This window comes from Thalassolituus sp. LLYu03 (genome assembly GCF_050507655.1).
In the GTDB taxonomy this organism is placed as follows: domain Bacteria; phylum Pseudomonadota; class Gammaproteobacteria; order Pseudomonadales; family Oceanobacteraceae; genus Venatoribacter.
In genome coordinates, this window is sequence record NZ_CP191496.1 from 2,773,226 (window position 1) to 2,797,778 (window position 24,553).

At 59.3% G+C, this 24,553-nt stretch carries 19 protein-coding genes; 9 read left to right on the plus strand and 10 right to left on the minus strand.

Going from position 1 to position 24,553, the window contains the following annotated elements:
• Positions 1 to 62: 62 nt before the first annotated feature.
• The 4 genes from grxD to ACQUQU_RS12585 all read right to left on the minus strand — a co-directional run bounded on the left by grxD (position 63) and on the right by ACQUQU_RS12585 (position 6,567).
• Complete coding sequence (gene grxD, locus ACQUQU_RS12570) at positions 63 to 383, minus strand: Grx4 family monothiol glutaredoxin (RefSeq protein WP_430460040.1); 321 nt, start codon at positions 381 to 383, stop codon at positions 63 to 65.
• Between the two features lie 82 nt (positions 384 to 465).
• Positions 466 to 2,022, minus strand: coding sequence for a methyl-accepting chemotaxis protein (locus ACQUQU_RS12575; RefSeq protein ID WP_430460041.1), 1,557 nt, complete (start codon positions 2,020 to 2,022; stop codon positions 466 to 468).
• Between the two features lie 140 nt (positions 2,023 to 2,162).
• A complete protein-coding gene (locus ACQUQU_RS12580) occupies positions 2,163 to 5,819 on the minus strand; it encodes a hydantoinase B/oxoprolinase family protein (RefSeq protein ID WP_430460042.1) in 3,657 nt (1,218 codons plus the stop codon).
• Positions 5,820 to 5,940: 121 nt separating this feature from the next.
• A complete protein-coding gene (locus ACQUQU_RS12585; protein ID WP_430460043.1) occupies positions 5,941 to 6,567 on the minus strand; it encodes a c-type cytochrome in 627 nt (208 codons plus the stop codon).
• 280 nt (positions 6,568 to 6,847) lie between these two features.
• On the opposite strand from ACQUQU_RS12585, the gene leuS reads away from it, so the two are divergent.
• From leuS to ACQUQU_RS12605, 4 genes are all read left to right on the plus strand, one after another.
• Positions 6,848 to 9,421, plus strand: a complete 2,574-nt coding sequence (leuS, locus tag ACQUQU_RS12590; RefSeq protein WP_430463040.1) for a leucine--tRNA ligase — start codon at positions 6,848 to 6,850, stop codon at positions 9,419 to 9,421.
• 18 nt (positions 9,422 to 9,439) lie between these two features.
• Entirely contained in the window at positions 9,440 to 9,979 is a 540-nt protein-coding gene (lptE, locus tag ACQUQU_RS12595; RefSeq protein ID WP_430460044.1) for an LPS assembly lipoprotein LptE, read from the plus strand.
• Positions 9,976 to 10,980 carry a DNA polymerase III subunit delta gene (holA, locus tag ACQUQU_RS12600; protein ID WP_430460045.1) on the plus strand — a complete coding sequence of 335 codons (1,005 nt, stop codon included), beginning with the start codon at positions 9,976 to 9,978 and terminating at the stop codon, positions 10,978 to 10,980. The genes lptE and holA overlap by 4 nt, the downstream gene beginning before the upstream one ends.
• A 222-nt stretch (positions 10,981 to 11,202) precedes the next feature.
• Positions 11,203 to 11,793 (plus strand): hypothetical protein, encoded by a 591-nt coding sequence (locus ACQUQU_RS12605; RefSeq protein ID WP_430460046.1) that lies wholly within the window; start codon positions 11,203 to 11,205, stop codon positions 11,791 to 11,793.
• Positions 11,794 to 11,847: 54 nt separating this feature from the next.
• Here ACQUQU_RS12605 and ACQUQU_RS12610 read toward each other — a convergent pair whose 3' ends face one another.
• Entirely contained in the window at positions 11,848 to 12,675 is an 828-nt protein-coding gene (locus ACQUQU_RS12610) for a sugar nucleotide-binding protein (RefSeq protein WP_430460047.1), read from the minus strand.
• 145 nt (positions 12,676 to 12,820) lie between these two features.
• On the opposite strand from ACQUQU_RS12610, the gene ACQUQU_RS12615 reads away from it, so the two are divergent.
• The 4 genes from ACQUQU_RS12615 to ACQUQU_RS12630 all read left to right on the plus strand — a co-directional run bounded on the left by ACQUQU_RS12615 (position 12,821) and on the right by ACQUQU_RS12630 (position 17,819).
• Complete coding sequence (locus ACQUQU_RS12615; RefSeq protein ID WP_430460048.1) at positions 12,821 to 14,647, plus strand: sensor domain-containing diguanylate cyclase; 1,827 nt, start codon at positions 12,821 to 12,823, stop codon at positions 14,645 to 14,647.
• 144 nt (positions 14,648 to 14,791) lie between these two features.
• On the plus strand, positions 14,792 to 16,165 hold the full coding sequence (locus ACQUQU_RS12620; protein WP_430460049.1) for an OmpP1/FadL family transporter: 1,374 nt from the start codon (positions 14,792 to 14,794) through the stop codon (positions 16,163 to 16,165).
• Between the two features lie 128 nt (positions 16,166 to 16,293).
• Entirely contained in the window at positions 16,294 to 17,148 is an 855-nt protein-coding gene (locus ACQUQU_RS12625; RefSeq protein WP_430460050.1) for a helix-turn-helix transcriptional regulator, read from the plus strand.
• 134 nt (positions 17,149 to 17,282) lie between these two features.
• The gene (locus ACQUQU_RS12630) at positions 17,283 to 17,819 is read left to right on the plus strand and encodes a YbhB/YbcL family Raf kinase inhibitor-like protein (protein ID WP_430460051.1); all 537 of its coding nucleotides are present in this window, start codon (positions 17,283 to 17,285) and stop codon (positions 17,817 to 17,819) included.
• A 52-nt stretch (positions 17,820 to 17,871) separates the two neighbouring features.
• On the opposite strand, the gene ACQUQU_RS12635 is transcribed toward ACQUQU_RS12630, so the two are convergent.
• The 5 genes from ACQUQU_RS12635 to mpl form a co-directional block, all read right to left on the minus strand.
• The gene (locus ACQUQU_RS12635; protein WP_430460052.1) at positions 17,872 to 18,243 is read right to left on the minus strand and encodes a hypothetical protein; all 372 of its coding nucleotides are present in this window, start codon (positions 18,241 to 18,243) and stop codon (positions 17,872 to 17,874) included.
• Positions 18,244 to 18,471: 228 nt separating this feature from the next.
• Complete coding sequence (locus ACQUQU_RS12640) at positions 18,472 to 20,937, minus strand: thrombospondin type 3 repeat-containing protein (RefSeq protein WP_430460053.1); 2,466 nt, start codon at positions 20,935 to 20,937, stop codon at positions 18,472 to 18,474.
• Positions 20,938 to 20,967: 30 nt separating this feature from the next.
• The gene (locus ACQUQU_RS12645) at positions 20,968 to 21,312 is read right to left on the minus strand and encodes a hypothetical protein (protein ID WP_430460054.1); all 345 of its coding nucleotides are present in this window, start codon (positions 21,310 to 21,312) and stop codon (positions 20,968 to 20,970) included.
• A gap of 97 nt (positions 21,313 to 21,409) precedes the next feature.
• Entirely contained in the window at positions 21,410 to 22,021 is a 612-nt protein-coding gene (locus ACQUQU_RS12650; RefSeq protein ID WP_430460055.1) for a flavin prenyltransferase UbiX, read from the minus strand.
• Positions 22,018 to 23,412: a UDP-N-acetylmuramate:L-alanyl-gamma-D-glutamyl-meso-diaminopimelate ligase gene (gene mpl / locus ACQUQU_RS12655; RefSeq protein ID WP_430460056.1), complete on the minus strand. Its 1,395-nt coding sequence runs from the start codon at positions 23,410 to 23,412 to the stop codon at positions 22,018 to 22,020. The genes ACQUQU_RS12650 and mpl overlap by 4 nt, the downstream gene beginning before the upstream one ends.
• 162 nt (positions 23,413 to 23,574) lie before the next feature.
• Between mpl and ACQUQU_RS12660 the strand changes: the two genes are divergently transcribed.
• Positions 23,575 to 24,546, plus strand: coding sequence for a class 1 fructose-bisphosphatase (locus tag ACQUQU_RS12660; RefSeq protein ID WP_430460057.1), 972 nt, complete (start codon positions 23,575 to 23,577; stop codon positions 24,544 to 24,546).
• Positions 24,547 to 24,553: the final 7 nt, after the last annotated feature.

The following is a 24,553-nucleotide window of genomic DNA, read 5'->3' on the forward strand; positions in this document are numbered from 1 at the left end:
CAGCGCAAAAAACAGGCATAAAAAAACCAGCCGGTGGCTGGTTTTTTGTTACAGCGCCTGAATCAGGCCTGTGGTGCTGCGCCTTCGAGCAGAGACTTCAGCTCACCCTTGGCGTGCATCTCGGTCACGATGTCGCAACCGCCGACCAGTTCACCGTTGACCCACAGCTGTGGGAAGGTTGGCCAGTTGGCGTATACCGGCAGGTTGGCGCGCACGTCCGGGTTGGACAGCACGTCAACGTAGGCAAATTTCTGACCGCATTCCATAACCGCCTGTACCGTACGGGCTGAGAAACCGCACATTGGCTGGTTAGGAGAGCCTTTCATGTACAGCAGGATCGGGTTGGTTTCGATCTGCTCTTTGAGGACCTGCATGATATCCATAGATCATCTCTCTAAGACGGGGTTAACGTTGGCGCGATTCTATCACAAGCTCAAAGCCTACCCCAGCACTGGGAAATGCCGTTCAGTGGAACTGCACCACCAGATCGTGCAGGTCCTGAGCGATCTGACGGATTTCACGCACCGCCTCGGCCGAACCACCGCCGGACGCCATGCTCTGCCGTGACAGCTCGTTGATGCGCGCCAGCTGCTCGCTGATTTCCGCCGCCACATGGGCCTGCTGCTCCACCGACGCCGCCATGTGAATCGACATTTCGGCAATCTGCCCCACCGAATCGGCAATGCCCGACAAGGTCTGTTCGGCGTCACGCATACGCTCAAGCCCCAGATCGGCGGCGGCCGAACCCCGTTCGGCAACCGCCACCGATTCGTTGGTGCGGTTGATCAGCCCACCCACGACCGCGTGAATTTCTGTGGTCGATTCACGGGTGCGCATCGCCAGATTACGGACTTCATCGGCCACCACGGCAAAACCCCGGCCCTGCTCGCCGGCCCGCGCCGCTTCGATGGCGGCGTTGAGCGCCAGCAGGTTGGTCTGCTCGGCAATCTGCTCAATCACCTGCGCGGAGTTGGCGATCGACTGGGTCTGGCCCGCCAGATCGGTGACGGCCTGACGGATGGCATCCACCGTCTGCTTCAGGTGTTCAATGGATTCGCGGGTTTTCAGCACCACCTGACGGCCGGACTCGGCCTGTGAGCGGGCTTCGTCGGCCTGATGGGCGGTGTTCTGTACCCGGCCGGAGACTTCGTTGATGGTCGACGACATTTCCTGCACCGCCGTCGCCGCCTGTGCGGTTTCGTCCTGCTGCACCTGCAGGTTGGTGCAGGTGTCTTCCACCTGCTGCAGACCGTGACGGGCCCGTTCATTCACGTTTTCGGCGGAATCTTCAAGGCGGGTGAGTACGGTATCCAGATGGCGCTGCTGACTCATGATCGCCACTTTCACTTTACCCAACAGCACATCGTCGTCGGTAAACGCACGGGCGGCGAGCGCATCGGAGAAGGCTTTGTCCATCAGCCCCATCAGGTGCTGAGGCAGCTGTTTTTCCATCCGGTAGGAGCGGAATCCGTGCAGACAGGCACCGGCCAGCAGCACACACCAGGCCAGCAGGGTCTGGTCGCCGATAAACTCCAGCGCCGCCGAGGCGACAATGGAGCCACCCAGAATCAGCGCCGACGCCGGCAGCACATCCTTCAGCGACGGCCGTAAGTTGCCGGCGTTAATACGCTTATACAGCGCCTCGGCGCGGGCGATGTCGGCACGCGATGGGGCAACGCGCACCGATTCATAGCCGATCACCTGACCCCCTTCGATCAGGGGGGTTACGTAGGCGCTGACCCAATAGAAGTCGCCGTTTTTGCAGCGGTTTTTCACCAGCCCCATCCACGGCCGGCCAGCCTTCAGATGCTTCCACATATTCTCGAAGGCGGCGGGTGGCATATCCGGATGGCGGATGATGTTGTGGGCTTTGCCGATCAGTTCGTCGCGGGTAAAGCCGCTGATGTCGATAAAGGCCTGATTACAGTGGCGGATCACGCCTTTCAGGTCGGTCGACGAAATCAGTTTGCAGCCGTCCTTCAGGCGGACCTCGTTCTGCGTCACTGGTTGATTGTTTTTCATGATATCTGCCTGCTGAGCTTTGCCGTAAAGCATAGACCGTGCGACGGCAGATACAGGCCGGAATGGCCATGGGATGCCATTAAGGTCGTTAAAAACAGAAAAAGCCGCACATGCGGCCTTTTCTATTCAGCAACCGGCCCTCAAACAGAGCCGTAACCACCGCCGCCCGGGGTGTGAATGCAGAACACATCGCCGGCTTCCATGGTGACGTCGGCACAGCCTCCGAGTCGTTGAAAACGCCCCTGATGGCGCAGCACAAAATTCACACCCACTTTTCCGTCACCTCCACCGTGCAGCCCGGCGACCGGCACCTGACGGTGGCCACTGATGATGTTGGCGCGCATGGGTTTCAGAAACCGGATATGCCGCTCCACACCGTTACCGCCCGGATGCTGACCGGCACCACCGGACAAAGGCCGGATATGAAAATGGTCGAGCACCACAGGGAAACGCTGTTCGAGAATTTCCGGGTCCGTGAGGCGTGAATTGGTCATGTGCGCATGCACCGCACTGGCCCCTGCGCCCTGCGCACTGGCGCCGATACCACCGCACAGGGTTTCGTAATACTGGTGGGTTTCGTCACCGAAGGTGAAATTATTATTGGTGCCCTGACAAGCGGCCATTAAGCCCATGGCATTCATCAGCACGTCCACCAGATACTGGGCCGTCTCGACGTTACCCGACACCACTGCCGCCGGATATTGCGGTGCAATAATACTTTCTTGCGGCACTATGATATTGAGCGCGCGGAAGAACCCCGCATTCAACGGCATGGGCTTGGCCACCAGCGCGCGGAAACAATACAGCACGGCGGCCATCACCACCGACGTCGGGGCATTAAAATTACCCGGGTGCTGGCCAGGTTTAGCTGGCTGGCCAGACGAACCGGACAAAAATCCGGTACCGGTAAAATCGACGATGGCGGTGGGCAGAGTCTGCGCGTCGTCGCCGGTATTCACCGTCACCTGCACCTGAAACCGGGTGCCATCGTCCATCACCGCCTGACACTGGCCGGACGGTAAATGACGCAGCGCCGCGCGCAGGGTCTGGTCGGCGTTATCCATAACATGCTGCATAAAGGCATGCACGGTACTGACACCGTAGGTCTGGCACAGACGCTTCAGTTCCAGTGCCCCTTTTTCGCAGGCCGCGAGCTGCGCCATTAAATCGGCGATATTCTGGTCTGGATTACGCGCCGGATAACGGGCTGATGCCAGCACCCGACGGATATCGTCTTCCTGAACCACGCCCGCACGCATCAGCAGTAAATTATCGAGCAGCACACCCTCTTCTTCGATATGGCGGCTGGCCGCCGGCATCGAACCGGGCGTAATGCCACCGATATCCGCATGATGACCGCGGGCAGCGACGTAAAAATCCGCCTGTGTATTGCCCGAAATAAATACCGGTTTCACCACAGTAACATCGGGTAAATGGGTGCCGCCGTTGTAGGGGGTATTGAGCACAAATGCGTCGCCGTTACGCATGTCGGTGTGATCACGCATGACCACTTTAATGCTTTCGCTCATCGAGCCTAAATGCACCGGAATATGCGGCGCATTGGCCACCAGCTCGCCCTGACGGTCGAACAAGGCGCAGGAGAAATCGAGGCGCTCTTTAATGTTCACGCTGCTGGCGGTTTTCTCCAGCACATAGCCCATTTGCTCGGCGACCGACATAAACAGATTGTTGAAAATCTCGAGGGTGACGGGTGTTTTTTCCGTTGCTGTTTCCGTCGACATTTCCGTTTCATGCGCCGTGGCCGCCGCACGGTCGTCGCGTCCATCGGTGAGCAGCAAAGCGCCACTGCTCAGCACTTCAAGCTGCCAGCCCGGCTCAACCACTATGGTGCTGTTGGCATCGGTCAGCAACAAGGGGCCCATGGCCTTAAAACCAAGCGCCAGCGCCGTGCGCTCAAAAACGCTGACGCGCTGATGAACGCCGTCGAACACCATGTCCACGCTCTGCTTAGACGGCGAAGAATGTGACGCCGTGGGTAATGGTGGCACCGGCTGACCACCAGCGACACACTCAAGCTGTACGGCATCGAGACGCAGTTTTTTACCGGTTCGGATAAAGCCGAACAATTGCTGATGCTGCTGTTCAAATTGTGCCTGCATATCGGCAAGCGTGGTGAAATTCACCAGCAGCTGCGTATCGCTGCCGTCGTAACGCACATACGCGCGTTTAAGAACAAAAGCCTTTTCCTGCGTCACAGTCTGACCCTGTAAAAGTCGGGCAAACGCGTCTTCAGCAAGGCAGACAGCGGCGTCGTTTAATTCCGCTTCAACAGCGTCTTCAACCAGCGACCGTTGTTGTGCGAGGCCGATACCAAAGGCCGATAACACTCCGGCGAACGGATGCAGATACACCTGGCGCATGTTCAGCGCCGTCGCCACCGCGCAGGCGTGCTGACCGCCAGCCCCGCCAAATGCATTCAGCACGTAATGACGGATGTCGTAACCGCGCTGCACCGATATTTTTTTCACCGCGGCGGCCATGTTGTCGACCGCCACCGCCAGAAAGCCCTCGGCAATCTGTTCGGCGCTGTAACGCACACCACAGGCCTGTTCGACGTCGTCGGCAAGTGTCGTGAATTTTTCGCGCACCAGCGCCAGATCGGGTTGCTGATTCTGCTGCGGACCAAACACCGCCGGAAAAAACTGCGGCTGAATCCGCCCCAGCAGGATATTGCAGTCGGTAATGGTCAGCGGGCCGCCGTTGCGGTAACAGGCCGGCCCCGGAAACGCACCGGCTGAATGCGGTCCGACCTGAAAACGGCCATCGGAAAAATGCACCACTGAGCCGCCGCCAGCGGCCACCGTGTGAATATTCATCATGGGCACGCGCAGTTTGACACCGCACACTTCGGTCAGGGTTTCCCGCTCCAGTTCACCGCCGTTGTCCGCCGAACAATGGCTGACGTCGGTGGAGGTGCCGCCCATATCAAAACCGATAATGTTGTGAAAACCATCGGCGCGCGCGGTCTGCACCATGCCCACCACACCACCGGCCGGACCCGACAGAATGGCGTCTTTTCCCTGAAAATCCGCCGCCGCACTCAGCCCGCCATTGGACTGCATAAATTGCAGATCGGTGGGTGGCAAAGCACCCGCCACCTGATCGACATAATGGCGTAATACCGGTGATAAATAGGCGTCCGCCACTGTGGTGTCGCCGCGCGGTACCAGTTTAATTAACGGGCTGATTTTGTGACTTAACGAAATCTGTTTAAAACCCAGCTGCGCGGCCAGTTCACCGATGCGCTGTTCATGCTGCGGGTATTTATAGGCGTGCATCAGCACCACGGCGATGACGTCATAGCCCAGCGAACGCGCTTCGAGCAGCTGGACGACCACGGCTTCTTCATCCAGCGGATAATCGACGGTGCCGTCGGCCAGAATGCGCTCCGGCACTTCGTACACGCGTTCGTACAAAGGCGCGGGTTTGTCGATGTGCAGGGCAAAAATATCGGGGCGGGTCTGATAACCAATCTGCAGCTGGTCGCGCAGCCCTTTGCTGATGCACAGCAGAGTGCGTGCACCTTTGCGTTCCAGCAGCGCGTTGGTGGCCACTGTGGTGCCCATTTTCACCTGACCGATGGCCGGCGGCAGATGCGCGTACTGCGCCTGCAGACGGCGGATACCTTCTACGGCGGCGTCGGCATAATGCGCCGGGTTTTCCGACAACAATTTGGACGTCAGCAGTTGTCCGTCCGGAGTCAGCGCCACGATGTCGGTAAAGGTACCGCCACGGTCTACCCAGAACTGCCACTGTGAATGCTCAGACGCTGTCATACCCAATCCGGTCAGAAGAGAAAGCGCAGAGTGTACCTCAGACTGTGCAGCAGGCCGGAAACAAAAACGGGCCCTAAGGCCCGTTTCGCATGGTCGTCAGCGCCCCTGACGGAGCCGCGGCTCAGGGTAAGTTGGCCACGTAGGCGGCCACGTCGTCGAGCTGCTTTTCGTTCATCGAGCGTATAACTCCCATCATCGGTGAGTTCTGACGCTCAGGGTCGTTGTTCAGGAATTTCATCAGTGTGTCTTTCAGGTAATCGTACGGCTGACCGGCGATGCGCGGGTACTGCTGGCTGCCGTAACCTTCTTTGCCGTGGCAGACAAAGCACACACTGTTGTACAGCGCCTCGCCGCCGGCATTGGTCGCCACCGGCTGCGGACGCGGTTTAACGTCCATGCGCGAGAAAAACAGGGCGATGTTGATGCGGTCATCTTTGGTCAGGTTGCCGGCCAGTTTGCTCATCACGTAGTTTTTGCGTGCGCCGCTGGCGAAATGCTCAAACTGGGTGAACAGGTAAGAGGCGTTCTGGCTGGCCAGATTGGGGATGTAATCGCGCTTGGCGTTGCCGTCTTCGCCATGACAGTGCACGCACAGCGAGGCACGCTCTTCACCGTCTTTACGCGCCGCCGCCAACAGGGCGGAGTTGTTTTCGATGATGGCCATCTCCTGCAGCATGGACTCCACACTGTCGGCCGCAGCCACAAACGGTGTGAACAGACAGAGTGCGAGCAGCAGTTTTTTAACCATAACGATAACTTCCTCTACAGTGAAATGGTTTACCAATGCCTTGGAAAGGCGGTAAACATACGCACTTCAGCCAGACAGGCCAAGTGGCCAAACCAGCCGGCTTAAGGAATCTCTAATAAACGCTGACCTGAATCAAGCGAGTTCCGCCGGCAAATGCGCAGCGGTTATCGTCCCGCTCAGCCGGCACCGGTCAGAACGCGACTCTCGCTAGGCTCACCGGGCGCATTCAGGTACACTTCTGCGCTTTCAAAACTGCCCGCGAAACCGACTGATCACCATGATGCAAGAGACCTACAGCCCCCGCGATATTGAACCTGCTGTGCAGCAACAGTGGGAAGAAAATCAGGTATTCAAAGCCGTCGTCGACAGCAACAAAGAGAAATTCTACTGCCTGTCGATGTTCCCGTACCCGAGCGGCCGACTGCACATGGGTCACGTGCGTAACTACACCATCGGTGACGTCATCTCCCGCTACCAGCGTATGCAGGGCAAGAACGTGATGCAGCCAATGGGCTGGGACGCGTTCGGTCTGCCGGCCGAAAACGCGGCGATCAAGCACAAAGTGGCACCGGCCAAGTGGACCATCGAAAACATCGCTTACATGAAAGGCCAGCTGAAATCGCTGGGTTTCGGCTACGACTGGAACCGCGAACTGGCGACCTGTAAGCCGGAATACTACCGCTGGGAACAGTGGTTCTTCACCAAACTGATCGACAAAGGCCTGGCCTACAAAAAAGTGTCGGCGGTGAACTGGTGTCCGAACGACCAGACCGTTCTGGCCAACGAACAGGTGATCGACGGCTGCTGCTGGCGCTGTGACTCTGTGGTTGAGCGCAAAGAAATTCCGCAGTGGTTTATCCGCATCACCGATTACGCCGAAGAACTGCTGAACGACCTCGACCAGCTCGACGGCTGGCCGGAACAGGTTAAAGCCATGCAGCGCAACTGGATCGGTAAATCCCGTGGCGTGCAGATGACCTTCGGCCTCAAAGACCGCGCCGATGAACTGGAAATCTACACCACCCGTCCGGACACCCTGATGGGCGTGAGCTATGTGGCGGTGGCTGCCGGTCACCCACTGGCAAAAGAAGCCGCTGCCACCAACCCGGCGCTGGCGACCTTTATTGAAGACTGCAACAAAACCGGTACCGCCGAAGCGGATCTGGCCACCGCCGAGAAGAAAGGCATGGCCACCGGATTTACCGCCATTCACCCGCTGTCCGGCAAAGAAGTGCCAGTGTGGGTCGCTAACTTCGTGCTGATGGAATTCGGTACCGGCGCTGTGATGGCCGTACCGGCCCACGATCAGCGCGACTGGGAATTCGCACAGAAATACGGCATTGAAATTCAGCAGGTCATCGAACCAGCCAATGGCGAAGAGATCGACCTGAGCAAAGCCGCTTTCACCGAAAAAGGCACCCTGATCAATTCCGGCGAATTCGACGGCCTCGATTTTGATGGCGCTTTCGACGCCATCGCCACCCGCCTCGAAAACGAGCGCAAAGGCGAGATCAAAGTGAATTACCGCCTGCGCGACTGGGGCGTCAGCCGCCAGCGTTACTGGGGCGCGCCGATTCCTGTGATCCGTACCCAGAGCGGCGAGACCCTGCCAGCGCCAGAGAGCCTGCAGCCGGTGATTCTGCCGACCGACGTGGTGATGGACGGTGTGAACTCACCGATCAAGAACAACCCGGAATTTGAGAACATCGAATTCAACGGCGAACCGGCCTTCCGCGAAACCGATACCTTCGACACCTTTATGGAGTCGTCCTGGTACTACGCCCGTTACTGCTCACCGCAGGACGACCAGCACATGGTGAACCCGGAAGAAGCCAACTACTGGCTGCCGGTCGACCAGTACATCGGTGGTATCGAACACGCGATTCTGCACCTGCTGTACGCCCGTTTCTTCCACAAACTGCTGCGTGACGCCGGTCTGGTTCCGGGCAACGAGCCGTTCAACAACCTGCTGTGTCAGGGCATGGTGCTGGCGGATGCTTTCTACTACACCACCGAAAACGGCGCCAAAGAGTGGGTTAATCCGCTGGATGTCACCGTTGAGCGCGACGAGAAAGGCCGCGTAACCGGCGCCAAGCGCGCGGAAGACGGCCTCGAGCTGAAAGCCGCTGGCATGAGCAAGATGTCCAAGTCGAAAAACAACGGCGTGGACCCACAGGAAGCCATCGACCAGTACGGCGCCGACACCGTGCGTCTGTACACCATGTTCGCCGCGCCACCAGAGCAGACGCTGGAATGGTCCGACTCCGGCGTTCAGGGTGCCCAGCGCTTCCTGCAGCGCGTATGGCGTCTGAGCTTCGAGCTGCTGCAACAGGCTGACCGTGGCAACGCGGCGGAACTGAGCAAAGACGAAAAAGACGCGCGCCGTAAAGTGCACGAAACCATTCAGAAAGTGAGCGATGACGTGGGCCGTCGTTACAACTTCAACACCGGCATCGCCGCTGTGATGGAGCTGATGAACACCCTGCAGAAGCTGGATCTGACCTCCAACGGCAGCCGCGCTGTGGTGGCCGAAGGTCTGGATGCGGTGATCCGCATGCTGTCACCAATTGCGCCGCACATCGCCCAGCGTCTGTGGGAAGCCTTTGGCAACGCCGGTCTGGTACTGGATGCCGCCTGGCCTGCCGTGGATGAAAGCGCACTGGTGCGTGACTCACTCGAAGTGGTGGTGCAGGTGAACGGTAAACTGCGCGCCAAGATCGAAGTGGCCGCCAGCGCTTCCAAAGACGATATGGAAGCCGCCGCCAAAGCAGCGGTTGCCCAGCAGCTGGAAGACGTCACCGTGCGTAAGGTGATTGTCGTACCGGGTAAGCTGGTTAACATCGTGGCCAACTGATAGGAAATCACTGTGCGCTTGCTGACTCTGCTTCTGACCCTCACTTTGCTTTCTGGCTGCGGCTGGCACCTGCGCGGTGTTATGCCCATTCCTGAACAATTCAAAGTGTTGTATCTGCAGAGTCAGGCCGGCAACAGTTTCGACCGCAAGCTCAAGCTGCAGCTGGAGTTCAACGGTGTGACCCTGACCACGGCGGCCGAAGACGGCATCGCCGTGCTGCAGATTGATACCGTACAGATCGAAAAACGCACCCTGTCGGTGAACAGCAACGGTCAGGTCGGCGAGTACGAACTGAACGGCCGTCTGACGGCCCGTCTGCTGCGCGCCGCCAGCGACGAAGAATTTCCGCTGGAGTTGAAAGCCCGCCGCCTGCTGACCAACGACGTCAACAACGTAGTGGGTACCGCCAGCGCCGAAGCCCAGCAACGTTCCGACATGGAAAGCGAACTGGTGCGCAAACTGCTGCGCCAGCTGCAGGCCATCGAAACGCAGGGCAAATCGCTGACGCCCGCCAGCGACGAGGCGCCAGATCAGCCTTCTCAGGAAAACGCCGGGTGAAAATCCGTCAGGATCAGCTGCAGGCAACCCTGAGCAAAGGGCTTGCCCCCTGCTATCTGGTATCCGGTGACGATCCGCTGCTGATCATGGAATCCTGCGACGCCATCCGCGCCGCCGCCCGTGCGGCCGGCATTGACGAGCGCGAGCTGTTTCACGCCGAAGCCGGATTCGAATGGCGCAGCCTGCTGGAAGAGGCGAACGCCATGTCGTTGTTCGCCAGTCAGCGCATTCTGGAAGTGCGCATCCCCAACGGCAAACCCTCAGATAAAGGCGCTGTTCTGCAACAACTGGCCGAGCAGCCCTCCCCCGACAACATTCTGCTGGTTGTCTGTCCGCGTCTGGACAGCACAGCCCAACGCAGCGGCTGGTTCAAAGCGCTGGAAAAGACCGGCGTGTTCCTGCCGGTATGGCCCATTGAACGCAATGAATACCCGGGCTGGCTGAAGCGTCGTCTGCAGCAGGCCGGATTACAGATTGAACCCGCCGCCCTGGCAGCACTGGCCCACCAGACCGAAGGCAACCTGCTTGCCGCCGTGCAGGAAATTGAAAAGCTGCGTCTGCTCGGCACCCATATGATCAGCGAAGACATGGTCACCGAAGCCATCGGCGACAGTTCCCGCTACGACGCTTTTGGTCTGGCTGACACCTGCCTGCTCGGCAATCTGGCCGAAGCCAGCCGTATCCTTTCTCACCTGCGCGCTGAAGGCATAGAGCCTCTGATGATTCTGGGGGCCCTGACGCGCAAAATCCGTCAGCTCATCAGCATGAATGGCATGAGTGGCCAACAGCTGTCCGAGGCCTTTAAGAACCAGAATATCTGGCCGAAGCAGCAACCCCCTTATAAAAAGGCACTGCAAAACCTTAACATTCAGACTTTACATTCTGCTTTACAGAAGGCCGAAGCCACTGACGGCGCGGCCAAAGGCGCCGGCGGCGATGCCTGGCTTTTGTTAAGCGAGTTGACGGTTATGTTAACAGGTGTAAAGCTGCCAACCGGTTAACACTTGTGGCGTAAAAGAACGCACAGAATTCATTGACCCTGATGGCAATACTGTCTTCCATGAAGAAAACAGCGGTTGTTCAGTGGTGGTTGACGAGTTTGTAACTGAGGTGACAAAAATTGTCACAAGTTGTCAAAATGTGCGCAAGTTCCGATTTCTCAGAAACAAACAGCCTAATATGCAAGTGTGCATCCGAGTGATGCGAAGTGAGAGGATGAGCCGATGAGCGCATTAAGTAATCAACAAAATTCTGATCTGGTGTGGGATCTCGAGAAGATCCATGAACATCAGCGCGCCATGTCTTTTGTTAAGCAGTTTGAAAATCGCTTTTGTGTGTTCTCGTCGTCCGTCCGCCAGCTGTACACCAACTACAGCATCTTCTTTCCGGAAGAAGCCAACCGTCAGATGGTGATTCTGCCCGACCCATATGCCTTCCACGATACCTTCAGCCATCTGCGTGCTGACGCGGTGCAGTCCACCGGCCTGCATGTGATTCCGGGTAACCTGATTGGTAAGAAGGGTCTGTATCTGGTGATTTCGCACAAAGACAAAAACGTGCGCAGTGTGCCGATTCCGTTTCAGGAAGGTATCCGCCAGATTCTGCGTCGCTCCAACACCGAAGACCCGTTCCTGCCGGTGTTGATGAAAGGTGACCTGCGTGAATTCAACGAACAGATGCCGTGTCTGCACCTGCACCGTCTGCGCCTGAAAGAACTGACCGCGATGTCGTCGCTGGAACGCGAAGGTATCCGCACCATCATTACCGATAAGCTGATGAAGCTGTATCAGGAATCCGCAGCGCTGAACGGCTGAGCCTTTCAGCGCCCCGACTGGCCTCTGGTCAGCCCTCTTGCTCCGCTCTCTTGCTTAACCCTCTGCCCGATAGTACCGGCGCACCAGCCGGCTGAGGCCTTTACGCCAGGCCTTAGGCTTGATGCCAAAGGTGTGGAACAGCAAGGTGTTATCGCCCACCGGCACCCAGATCGCCGGCATACTGCCGCCCTCCTGCGACTTCAGCTCAACATTGGTCAGGTCTTCGTACTGACCGGCCTCCGCCAGTAATGCCTCGGCAAACGCATACGACGACACAGGTTCTACGCCATTGAAATGGTAGGTTCCCCATAAATCATCGCAGCAGGCAGCCTGCTTGAGGATGGCAATCAGCACCTCGGTGATATCGTCGGCCGGCGTCGGGCTGAATTTGCGCTGCATATCCAGCGTCAGCACCTGATCATCACGGATGCTGGTCAGCAGACGATTGGCGAAATCGTCGGCCATAAACGAGAAGCCCTGACCAATACGCAAAATCAGGTGGCGGCGGTTCTTGCGCACCATGGATTCCAGCGCCAGCAGGTCGCCGGCCAGCTCTGTGCTGGCAAATTCCTCATCCTGCTCCTTCCACGGGCCATCGGCACGGGCGCGGAAAATCGCCAGTGACGACATAAACACCACAGGAATGTCCTGCTCTTCCGCCTGATCCAGCCAGTAGGGAATGTGCGCATAGTCTTCCGGGTGAAACAGCGACGGCACCAGCACAAAGAAAGGGCGCGCATTCGACAGCACCGGAATGCGCTCACGCTGATCCAGCGCGTAGCCCTTATAACCCAGATTCTGGGCCGCCAGAGAGCGGGTCAGGAAGTGCCCGACCGGGCGGTTGGCGCCGATGACGAATGAGTAAAAACTGCTGACAGGCAAAAGGTGTCTCCCAATGGGTAAGGGCCGCGGGTGTCCGGCGGCGGATACCGGTTTTTCAAGGATGGCTCATGATAACCCGGCTCGGCAGGAATCACGACGATCTGTAACTATACTCAAAACACATTCCCCGACTGGTTGAGAATTTGTGCCTGGCCGACCGCTGTCACAGCTGAAATTATCCGCGTATCTGCTGCCATTGTTGCTGGCCCTGTGGGCACTGGGCGTGATGGCCGGTCCCCTGCCCGGACCGGCGGATATCCGTGCCCAATATCTGCGCAGCGACCAGCCGCTGAATTTCTCTCAGGCCGTGGCGACCAGCGGCTGGCGTGACGCATCGGGTGACCGCCTTAACTTCGGCTTCGACACCGCCTGGTACTGGGTGCGAATCCCCTTGGCGCAGTTCCCGCTGAGTGAAATCCCGGGCGACTGGATCGCCGAAGCGGGCTACCCCCTGATCGATCACCTGACGTTGTATCTGGTGCGCGACGGTCAGATCATCGACCAGCTCGAAACCGGTAACAACCTGCCTTACCGCCAGCGGCGCATCAGCGTGCCCGGTTTTGCTCTGGCGTTTTCGTCAGACCCGGCGCCGGACGCCCTTTACATACAGGCGCACAGCGAATCGTCGGTGCAGTTTCCGATGCAGATTCTGCCCGCCGCCGACTACTGGCAGCAGCGCAGCGCGCCGGTTGCCGCCGACGCGGCGTTTCATGCGGTGTTACTCAGCATGCTGGCGTACAACCTGCTCATTTATCTGATCAGCCGCGACCTGCTGTTTCTGCTCTACGCCGGCAGTATTGGCTCGATCGCACTGATGATGGCCAACCTGCACGGCTGGACCTATGCCTTCTTCTGGCCGGAAAGCCCGTACTTCAACGACCTGATGGTGCTGTTGTCGATTGCTCTGGCCGAGGTACTGACGGCCATGTTCGGCATGCGCTTTCTGCGCCTAGCCAAGCTGCATCCGGGCATGTACCGCCTGTATCTGGTGCTGGTCGCCACCGCCGTCGGCCTGGGCCTGTTGTCGCTGATCGCCAGTTACTCGCTGATGATACGTTTGCTGTCCGGACTGGCGGTGGTCATGACCATGACGTCCTTCGGGCTGGGGCTGATTCTGTGGCGTGAAACCCGCTCGCGCGACGTGTTTCTGTTCTTCGTCGCCCTGTCGTTCCTGCTGGCCGGGCTGGGGGTGTATGCCCTGCAGCATTTCGGACTGATTCCGGTGAACATGTTCACCAGTCACTCGGCGGAAGTCGGACACATCATTCAGGTGATTCTGCTGGCGCTGAGTCTGGCCGACCGTCATAACCGCGAGCGCATGGCACGCATCGCCGCGCAGGATGTGATCATCTCCATGCAGCGCGAAGCCAATGTGGTGCTCGACAACAAAGTGCGCGAGCGCACCACCGAGCTGGAACAGGCCAACCGCCGCCTGCAGGAAGAATCGACTACTGATGCCCTGACGCAGGTGCGCAACCGCCGCTGTTTCGACCAGCGCTTCTTCACCCTGTATCAGGAAGCCTATCGCCAGCAGCGACCACTGGCGCTGCTGCTGATCGATATCGACCATTTCAAACAGTTCAACGACACCTACGGTCACCAGACCGGTGATACCGTGTTGCAGAAAGTCGCCGCCATGATGCAGCAGGTGCTGCGCCGGCCGATGGATACCGTGTACCGCTATGGCGGTGAAGAGTTCGCCGTGCTGCTGCCGATGACCGATACCGAAGGCGCCGTGACCGTGGCCGAGCAACTGCGCAAGCGCGTCAGTGTTACCCGCATCCGCCACGATGATCTGGAACTGGGCGTAACGGTCAGCGTGGGCCTGTGCGCGACCATTCCCGGCAACCGCGAAGACCAGCACTTGCTCTACGAAGCGGCTGACAAAGCGCTCTACCGCGCCAAAGAGCAGGGGCGCAACCGCGTCTGCGCTCAGCCCATGACGGCAGCGCCGCCCCATTGCGACGGCTGATGCCGCGCAAAGTGTGACAAACCCCACTGTATCTGCCACGTCGGACAATCTGGCCCGTCCGGAGCGTTGGCATTCCTTTGTGTTTTATGTACTTTAGTTCCAATACTGTAGTACCAATAATCACAATAGCAGTTGGAGATCACCATGAAGCACTCAATCCTGTCCCGCGCCGTCCGCCTATGCAGCGCCGGTTTACCTGCCCTGCTGCTCAGTTCACTGGCCAGCGCTCAGGGTTACTACGTTGATGAACAATCCGCACTGCGACTGGGTGATGCCTTCTCGGGTGGTGCCGCCTCGGGCAGCGACGCGTCCACCGCGTTCTACGCACCAGCGGCCATGATCAAGGTGAAGGACGAAGTGGTGATCAACGTTGCCCTCATCGACGTGAGCTCCGAACTGGATGGCAGCGCCGAAACCGTGGGCAGCGCCCCGATTACCGGTAAAGACGCCAAGACGGAAAGCTCCGACCTGCTGCCGACCTTCTACATGGTGCGCAGTCTCAGCGACGGCTTCAGCATGGGTCTGTTCGTCAATGCGCCTTACGCCACCGGCACCGATTTCGGTGACGACTCCATCGCCCGCTACCAGACCACCGAAAGTGAAATCACCGGCATCGACGCCGGTCTGGCACTGGCCTTCCGTCTGTCCGATAAAGTCACCGTCGGCGGCAGCATGATCGCTCAATATGTGAATGCCAAAACCGCCGTGGCAATTAATACTGTGGCCGCCTGTCTGGGCTCTGAAGTGGAAACCGCACTCGGCTGCGACGACGTCGGCATCGACACCAGTACGCTGGGCACCGACGAGCTGGACGGTTCCTTCGTGATGGAAGGCCACAACACCGCCTTTGGTTTCTCCGCCGGCGCTCTGCTGGAATTCACGCCGGAAAGCCGTCTGGGCCTGAACTACCGCACCCGCATCGCCCACCAGCTGAGCGGCAGCGCGACCGTGGAATTCCCGGATGAAGCCGCCACCTTTATGGCGCTGGCCGGTCTTGAGAACACCGAAGCCGAAGGCAAGGTACAGCTGGTTACGCCAGAAGTGGCGAACCTGAGTTACTTCCATCAGTTCGGCGACCTGTCGCTGCAGGCCGACTACTCCTGGACCAAATGGTCCCGCTACGACCAGATTCAGGTGGAATCCCGTAACAGCACAGTCGCTGCTCTGGCCGCCGCACCTCAGGTGTACGACTGGACCGAATCCCAGCGCATCGCCGTAGGCGCCACCTACCAGCTGAGCCCGGCCCTGACGCTGCGCGGCGGTGTGGCCATGGACTCCACCCCGATTGAAGACGACAAAACCAAAGTGGATTTTGCCTTCGACGATTACAAAGCGCTGTCACTGGGCATGAGCTACGGCATCACCAGCGACCTGACACTGGATCTGGGCTTCCAGCACACCATGACGCAACAACGCGATATTGATCAGAACGACCTGACCACCGCCGCGGCCCGCCTGCAGGGCGAAGTCACCACCAAGGTGAACTCCTACGCAGCCGGTCTGCGCTGGGCAATCTGACGTTAAGCACGACGGACGACCCATAAAAAACGGGGGCTGAGCCCCCGTTTTTTTATGCGCCGCTTACCGGCGTTGCCGTTGCGGCAACGGATTCGCTAAGCTGGACGCCCCTGTTCCGGCTTATTCCCATGTCCGATATCACCCTGCTTCAGGTCTTGAATCAGCTGCCGGCCGCTCCCGGCAACGGCCTGATTCTGCCGTTCGCCAGTTGTCAGCCACAGAATCTGCGCCGTGTGCCGTTCGCCCAATGCACGCTGATGCTGGTACTGAACGGCGAGAAACAACTGCACCGCCATGACACCACACGCCTGTTGCCTGGTCGTATGCTGCTGGTGCCGGCCGGCGCCGAAATCACCTTTACCAATCAACCGGTGGACGGACGCTATCTGGCCTGGGTGGTGCCGTTTGACGCCAGTGATCTGCAAGGCCTGAACCCGGGACCCGTGGAGCGTGAGGTGCGGGATTTCGCCGCCGACCCGCTGCTGCTGACCCTGATGCGTCAGTGGCTCGAACTGGGGGCTGACTTTCATCAGGACGCTGACAATCTGGCAAGGCGGCGGGCGGAACTGGTGCAGCGTCTGCGGGCGCTGGGCTTTGCCGCCAGCCTGCGCTCGGGTCTGATCCGGCAAATGAGCACCCGTCTGCAACAGTTACTGAGTCGCGACCTCAGCCGTGACTGGCAACTGGCCGACGTCTGTCAGGCGCTGGCAGTCAGTGAATCCAGCCTTAGGCGCAAACTCGATGACGAGCACACTGGCTTTCGCGAACTGCTCAGCGAACTGCGTCTGGGACAAGGGCTGAATCTGCTGCAAACCACCCACCACACCATTCAGCAGGTGGCCGACGCCTGCGGCTATCGCTCGGCCTCGCGCTTCAGCGAACGTTTCCGCGAACGCTTCGGCACCAGCCCGAGCGAGCTGCGCCAGCAACGTGACAACACCGCTGCGCCAGCGGAACCTGAGCGGCCCGCACGCTGCATCTGACATTTAAAGGCCATGCATCTGACGGTTTGAGCTGCAGCATCTGGCGGTTTCAGGCGAACATCCGGCGGTTCCGGGCGCACGATGGCAACCGCCTTCGCCTATGCTGGGTCTCACACGTACTCAAGGAGATCCGCATGAAACCGACCTTCCTTCTTCTCACCGCCGCGCTGTTAAGCCAGCCGGCGCTGGCCGACTTCCGCCTGACCAGCACCGATCTGCAGCCCGGCAAGCTGATGAACAAACAGCAGGAATTTCAGGGCTTCGGCTGTGATGGCGGCAACCGCTCGCCACAGCTTAGCTGGAGCGGCGCGCCCGCCGGTACCCGCAGCTACGCCATTACCGTGTACGACCCGGATGCCCCAACCGGCAGTGGTTGGTGGCACTGGCTGGCGTTTAATCTGCCGGCTTCCGTGACCAGCCTCACCGCCGGCGCGTCGGGCAACAGCATGCCAGCCGGCAGCGTCGAAAGCCGCACCGACTACGGCGCACCGGGATTCGGCGGGGCCTGCCCGCCACAAGGAGATAAAGCCCACCGCTACCAGTTCACCGTGTTCGCGCTGAACACCGACACACTGGATCTGGGACCGGACAGTTCCGGCGCTCTGGTGGGGTATTTTCTGAACGCCCACGCACTGGGCAAAGCCACGCTGGAAACGCTTTACCAGCGCTGAGTCGCTGATAGATCAGCCAGCGCTTACAAGCTGAGGGGTCGCCGCGTTCTGCTCAGAACGCGAGTGACATCCGCACCCGCTCGTTCTGGTTACGCAGGGCGTCATTTTTACTGTCGAACAGCTGCACGTCATTCAGTGTGATCAGCAGCACCCGGCCTCCGGCCAGACCGACATAACCGGCTTTGTGTTCAACCAGAAAACGGCCGTCGTCGGCCAGCAATGGCTGCGGCAACGCCACACTGCGGATCAGACCATTGCCCAGCGGATCGGCAATCTGCTCACAGGTACGGTACAGCGCCAGCGCATCGGCACCAATCACCAGCACAGTGCCGTTGATCAGCTGCGCTGCATCCACCGCCTGACCATTGGCCAGCGATTCGCGGGTCACCTGAGTGATCAGGTCTGACGTATTCTGCAGCAACATACTTAGCTCCGGAGTGGGCGGGAAAAGCGGGCGGGCATTATAGACCGCCCGCCAGCCCTGTGAAGCCCTGCGTTACAAGGCGCCGGACGTGTGATCCGGTTGCCGGCTTTATCAGCCGTCACCAGCGTCCAGCCCAGTGAAGCCCTGCGTTTCAGGGCGCCGGACGTGTGATCCGGTTGCCGGCTTTATCAGCCGCCACCAACGTCCAGCCCGGTGAAGCCCTGCGTTTCAGGGCGCCGGACGTGTGATCTTATTGCCGGCTTTATCATCCGCCACCAGTGTCCAACCCGGTGAGACCGCCTGCGGGCAGTCGATGCGGAAGTGCCCGGTGTACACCAGCATACCGTCGCAGCGTTCGCCGCTGCTGCTTTCCAGCCACACGGCGTTCATGCCCATACCGTCGTCGAACACCATCCCCTGCAGCACTCCCGGACTGATCCACTTGAGGAAATCCACCACCGGCGCGTCGTGATCCGGGAAACTGGTTTTCGACCAGGGGTCAGTGCCTTCTTTCTGCTCGGTCTGGTTGCTGAAACCATCACCGTCGCGGTCGGTGTCTTTGTTGTCACCGATTCCATCGCCGTCGAGGTCCGCCCATTCACTGCGGTCATCGGGGAACACATCCTGATCGTTGGCGTACGAGTCACCGTCGCGGTCGTCGTCCAGCGCATCCGGCACACCGTCGCCGTCCTGATCGGGTGGCACCGACGCCGCATCACGCGGGTCGGTGCCCAGCCGGGTCTCGTATTCGTTGCGGATACCGTCGCCGTCGATGTCGTCATCGCTGTTGTCGCCGGTGCCGTCACCGTCGAGATCGTCCCACTCCAGCGGGTCACGCGGGAAACGGTCGTCGCCGTTATCCACACCATCGCCGTCGATGTCATGATCCATCTCGTCCGGAATACCGTCGCCATCCAGATCCGGTGGCGTGTTCAACGGGTTCAGCGGATCAAAGCCCAGCGCCAGTTCCCAGTCGTTGCGGATATTGTCGCCGTCGATGTCCTCATCGCTGTTGTCGCCCTGACCGTCGTTATCCATGTCGGCCCATTCGTGCGGGTCGCGCGGGAAGGCGTCGCTGCCATTCGGGCGGCCGTCGCCGTCGATGTCGTCGTCAACCAGATCCGGAATGCGGTCGCCATCGAGGTCCGCCGGAACGGATTGGGCATCGTCCGGATTGGTGCCGGCCAATAGTTCATAGTCGTTGCGGATGCCGTCGCCATCGCGGTCGGGGTCGCTGTTGTCACCGATATGGTCGCCATCGAGGTCGTTCCACTCCAGCGGGTCGAGCGGGAACATGTCCATGGCGTTGCCAATGGTGTCACCGTCGGTGTCGGAATCCAGCTCGTCGGGAATGCCGTCGCCATCCAGATCCGCCGGCGTGCTGGAGGCATCCAGCGGATTAAAGCCCAACTGGCGCTCGTAGCCGTTGGCGATGCCGTCGTTATCCTGATCCGGGTCGCTGTTGTCGCCGATGCCATCACCGTCGAAGTCAGCCCATTCCAGCACGTCGCGCGGGAAGACATCGAGCTCGTTGGCGATGCCATCGCCGTCCATATCGCCGTCGACCACGTCAGCCAGACCGTCGAGGTCCAGATCGCCCGGCTTGCTCAACGGATCGAGATCATTGGTGCCGGCCATGGCTTCAATGTCGTTATTGAAGCCGTCGTTGTCGCGGTCGGGGTCGGCGTTATCGCCGATGCCATCCTGATCGGTGTCGCGCCACTCGGCGGGGTCGTTCGGGAAAGCGTCAAACCGGTTTTCAGTGCCGTCGCCATCACGGTCGGTATCGAACGCGTCGGGCATGTTATCGCCGTCCTGATCCGCCGGTTTGCTCGCCGGGTCCAGCGGGTCGGTGCCCAAATGCAGTTCAAATACGTTCGGCACGCCGTCGTTGTCGGCGTCGACGTCTTCGTTGTCGGGTACGCCATCGCCGTCGGTGTCGGCGCTTTCACGCGGATCGTCCGGATACTGATCGCGGCTGTTGGGCACGCCATCGCCGTCACGGTCGTCGTCCAGCGCATCGGGAATACCGTCACGGTCGATGTCTTTCGGCACGGACAACCGGTCGTATGGGTCGGTGCCGGCTTTGATTTCCAGTTCGTTGCGGATGCCGTCGTTGTCGATATCGTCATCGCGGTTATCGCCGATGCCGTCCCGGTCGGTGTCAGCCCACTCTTTCGGGTTCAGCGGAAACGCATCGTCTTTATTGTCATGGCCGTCGTTATCCATGTCGCTGTCGAGCTGGTCCGGCCAGCCGTCGCCGTCGCTGTCACGCGGCACGGAACGGGCGTCGAGCGGATCGAAATTCAGTTGGATTTCCAGATCATTGCGAATGCCGTCGTTGTCGCGGTCGAGGTCGGCGTTGTCGCCGACGCCGTCATGGTCGGTGTCGATCCATTCGTTTTTATCCAGCGGAAAATCGTCACGCTGGTTAACCACGCCGTCGTTGTCGAGATCGTCGTCGATGGCATCGGGAATGCCGTCGTCGTCGCGGTCGGTCTGATCCGGCACATCGGGGTTGGTACCCGCGACCTGCTCCAGAAAATTCGACACGCCGTCACCATCACGGTCGGTATCCAGATGATCGGCAATGCCGTCGTGATCAAGGTCACTGATGTCGGCCTGCGCAGGCGCACACAACCAGAGTACCGGCAGCAAACACAGGCCGGTCAGACGTCGGAGGGGAGAATTCATAGGCGTCGCTTTTTTTAATTATTGTGGACGTTATTCAACGATTTTCTGGCTCGGGGTCAGGGACGCCTGACACTCAACACCACGGTTCTTTTTATCGACCAGTACACCGGCGACATTTTTGCCGTTTTCCGGGCGCATCAGCAGATAGCCGTTCACGCAGAAGGCTTCTTTGCCGGACGGTTTCTGGGAGATTTTCAGATCTTCGTCGGTATTCAGCGTCAGCAGACGGAATTCCTCGACCACCAGTGCATCGGCTTTTTCCGGATGACGGATATAACCGTAATATTCGAGGGTCAGCACACACACCACCAGACCGGCAATAAAGCCAAGGCCCACGTATTTGGTGATGTCGGGTTTCTGCTGTTCATCGGTCATACTATTCCCCAATAAAAACTGCTCAGTTCTGTGTGATATCCGCCGGGCTCTGCGGCCCTTTTTTAAGACACGCGCTGCGTGCTGCGTGCTGCGGAGACTATTCGGCGTCTTTTCCCCACGCCGGCATTAAAGTCTGCTCAATCCCCAGCTGACTCAGTATTCGAGCGACAACAAAATCGATCAGGTCACCGATCTGCTGCGGCTTATGATAAAACCCCGGACTCGCCGGCAATACCACCGCCCCCATGCGAGTCAGGGTCAGCATATTCTGCAGGTGAATTTCTGAGTACGGCGTTTCGCGCGGCACCAGAATAAGTTTACGGCGTTCTTTTAACGCCACATCCGCGGCGCGTTCAATCAGATTATTACTGGCACCGGTGGCAATGGCCGACAGGGTTCCGGTGCTGCACGGCACCACCACCACAGGCCCGGGCTGCCCAGAGCCGGACGCCCAGGGTGCCATCCAGTCTTCGCGGCCAAACACCCGCAGTTGCTCACCACTGACCTGAAAATGCTGATGCAGGGCATCGGCCTGTGCACGGGCATTACCGGGCAGATTCAGATCGGTTTCGGTGGCGAACACCAGCTGCGCGGCTTTCGACACGATCACATCGACATTTTGTCCGGCCGCCAGCAGCACCTGAATCAGCCGCAGCGCGTACGGACTGCCTGAGGCACCGGTAATGGCGACGCAGATACGCTGACTCATGCCGGCGCTCCGGCGGTCGCGGCGGTCAGCGCCGCCGCCAGACGGCGTGGCATTCCGCCAAAGCCACCGTTCGACATCACAATAATGCGGTCGCCCGGACGGGCTGCAGCCACCACGGCCGCCACCAGCTCATCGTGAGCGGTAAAGCTGTCGGCGGGCACGGTACCGGCCGCTGCGACATCGGCCAGCGACCATTGAATGTTATCCGGCTGGAACCAGAAGGCGTGATCGGCGGCGCTCACGGACGCGGCCAGTTCATGTTTGTGCACACCCAGTTTCATGGTGTTCGAGCGCGGCTCCAGCACTGCCAGAATCCGGCCACCCTGACCATCGGCGGTCAGACGGGCGCGGGCGCCTTCCAGCGTGGTGGCGATGGCGGTCGGGTGATGAGCGAAATCGTCGTACACCCGGATACCACCGGGCTCGCCGACCAGCTCCATGCGCCGTTTGACCGACGCAAACTGGCCCAGCGCTTCGGCCGCCACCTCAGGCGCTACGCCCACATGACGGGCTGCCAGCATGGCGGCCACGGCGTTGCGCACATTGTGCAGACCGGTGAGCGACCAGTGTACCGAGGCGCTTAAACTGCCGTCGGCGCTGCGCACACTGAATTCGGACGCGTCAGCTTTTTCCAGGCGCCATTGCCAGTCGTTGCCGTCGGCCTGACCAAAGCGGGTCACCGGCGTCCAGCAGCCCATGGTCAGCACCCGTTCGAGTGCTGCTTCCTGTTCCGGCAGAACGATCTGACCGGATGCCGGTACGGTGCGCAGCAGATGATGGAACTGACGCTCAATGGCCGCCAGATCCGGAAAAATATCGGCGTGGTCGAATTCGAGGTTATTCAGGATCAGCGTACGCGGCTGGTAATGAACAAACTTGGAGCGTTTATCAAAAAAAGCGGTGTCGTATTCGTCGGCTTCAATCACGAAAAACGGCGAATCCCCCAGACGCGCCGAGACGGCAAAATTCTGTGGCACACCACCGATCAGAAAACCCGGTTTCATACCGGCGTATTCCAGAATCCAGGCCAGCATGCTGCTGGTAGTGGTTTTGCCATGCGTGCCGGACACGGCCAGCACCCAGCGCCGCTGCAGCACGTATTGTCCCAGCCACTGCGGGCCGGACATATACGGAATGCCGCGGTCGAGTACGTATTCCACCGACGGATTGCCGCGCGACATGGCATTGCCGATGATCACCAGATCAACGTCCGCCGGAATATTGGCCGGATCAAAGCCTTCGCTCAGTTCAATGCCGGCACTGGCCAGCTGATCGCTCATTGGCGGGTAGACGCCGGCGTCGCTGCCGGATACCTGATGCCCCAGCTCTTTGGCCAGTTGCGCCAGTGAGCCCATAAAGGTGCCGCAGATACCCAGAATGTGAAGACGCATGGTTGATTTCCGCTGAAAACGACAAAGGCCCTAGTGTACTGGTAAGGCCGTGCCCGCCCAAGTCGGCAAAGCGTGATTTCGCTCAGCGAACGCTGAAATTCCACAGGCTTTGCGTTACTATGCGGCGCAATTTTGATTTACACGCCTTCCCGGGGACCCAAGATGCTGCGCTTACGGAATTTTCTCGACCAACACTGTGAAAACAAAGGCCTGATTCAGGTGATCGATGGCCTGATGGTCGCGTGCAAGGATATCGCTTACAAAGTGCAGCTTGGCTCACTGGCCGGCGTACTCGGCAGCGCCGAAAAAGAAAACGTTCAGGGTGAAAACCAGAAGAAACTGGACGTGATCGCCAACGACCTGATCAAGAGCGCCCTGCGTGGTATGCCTCAGGTAAAAGGTCTGGCCAGCGAAGAAGAAGCGGATCCGGTTGCCTGCAATCCGAACGGTGAATTTCTGGTGCTGTTCGACCCGCTGGATGGCTCATCCAACATCGACGTCAACGTCACCGTCGGCACCATTTTCTCTGTGCTGCAATCCAACCCGGAAGACGATGCCACCCACGAAGCCACTTACCTGCAGATCGGTCGTGAACAGATTGCCGCCGGTTACGTGCTGTACGGTCCGTCCACCCTGCTGGTGCTGAGCACAGGCAAAGGCGTTTACTCGTTCACGCTGGATCCACGTGTGGGTGAGTTCTACCTGCAGCGCGAAAAAATCCGCATTCCGACCACCACCAAAGAATTCGCCATCAACATGTCGAACCAGCGTTTCTGGCTGCCGCAAATGCAGGAATACGTCGGTGACCTGCTGCGCGGCGAAGACGGCCCATTGGGCAAGCGTTACAACATGCGCTGGATTGCTTCCATGGTTGCGGAGATTCACCGCATCCTGACCCGTGGCGGTATCTTCCTGTACCCATACGACAGCCGTGAACCGAACAAGCCGGGTAAGCTGCGTCTGATGTACGAAGGCAACCCGATGAGCATGCTGATCGAACAGGCCGGTGGTAAAGCATCGACCGCATTTGAAGACATCATGACCGTTGAGCCAACCAGCATTCACCAGCGCGTGTCTGTGGTGATGGGTTCTGCTGACGAAGTGGAATCTGTGGTGAACTACCACCGCAGCTGATCTGCGA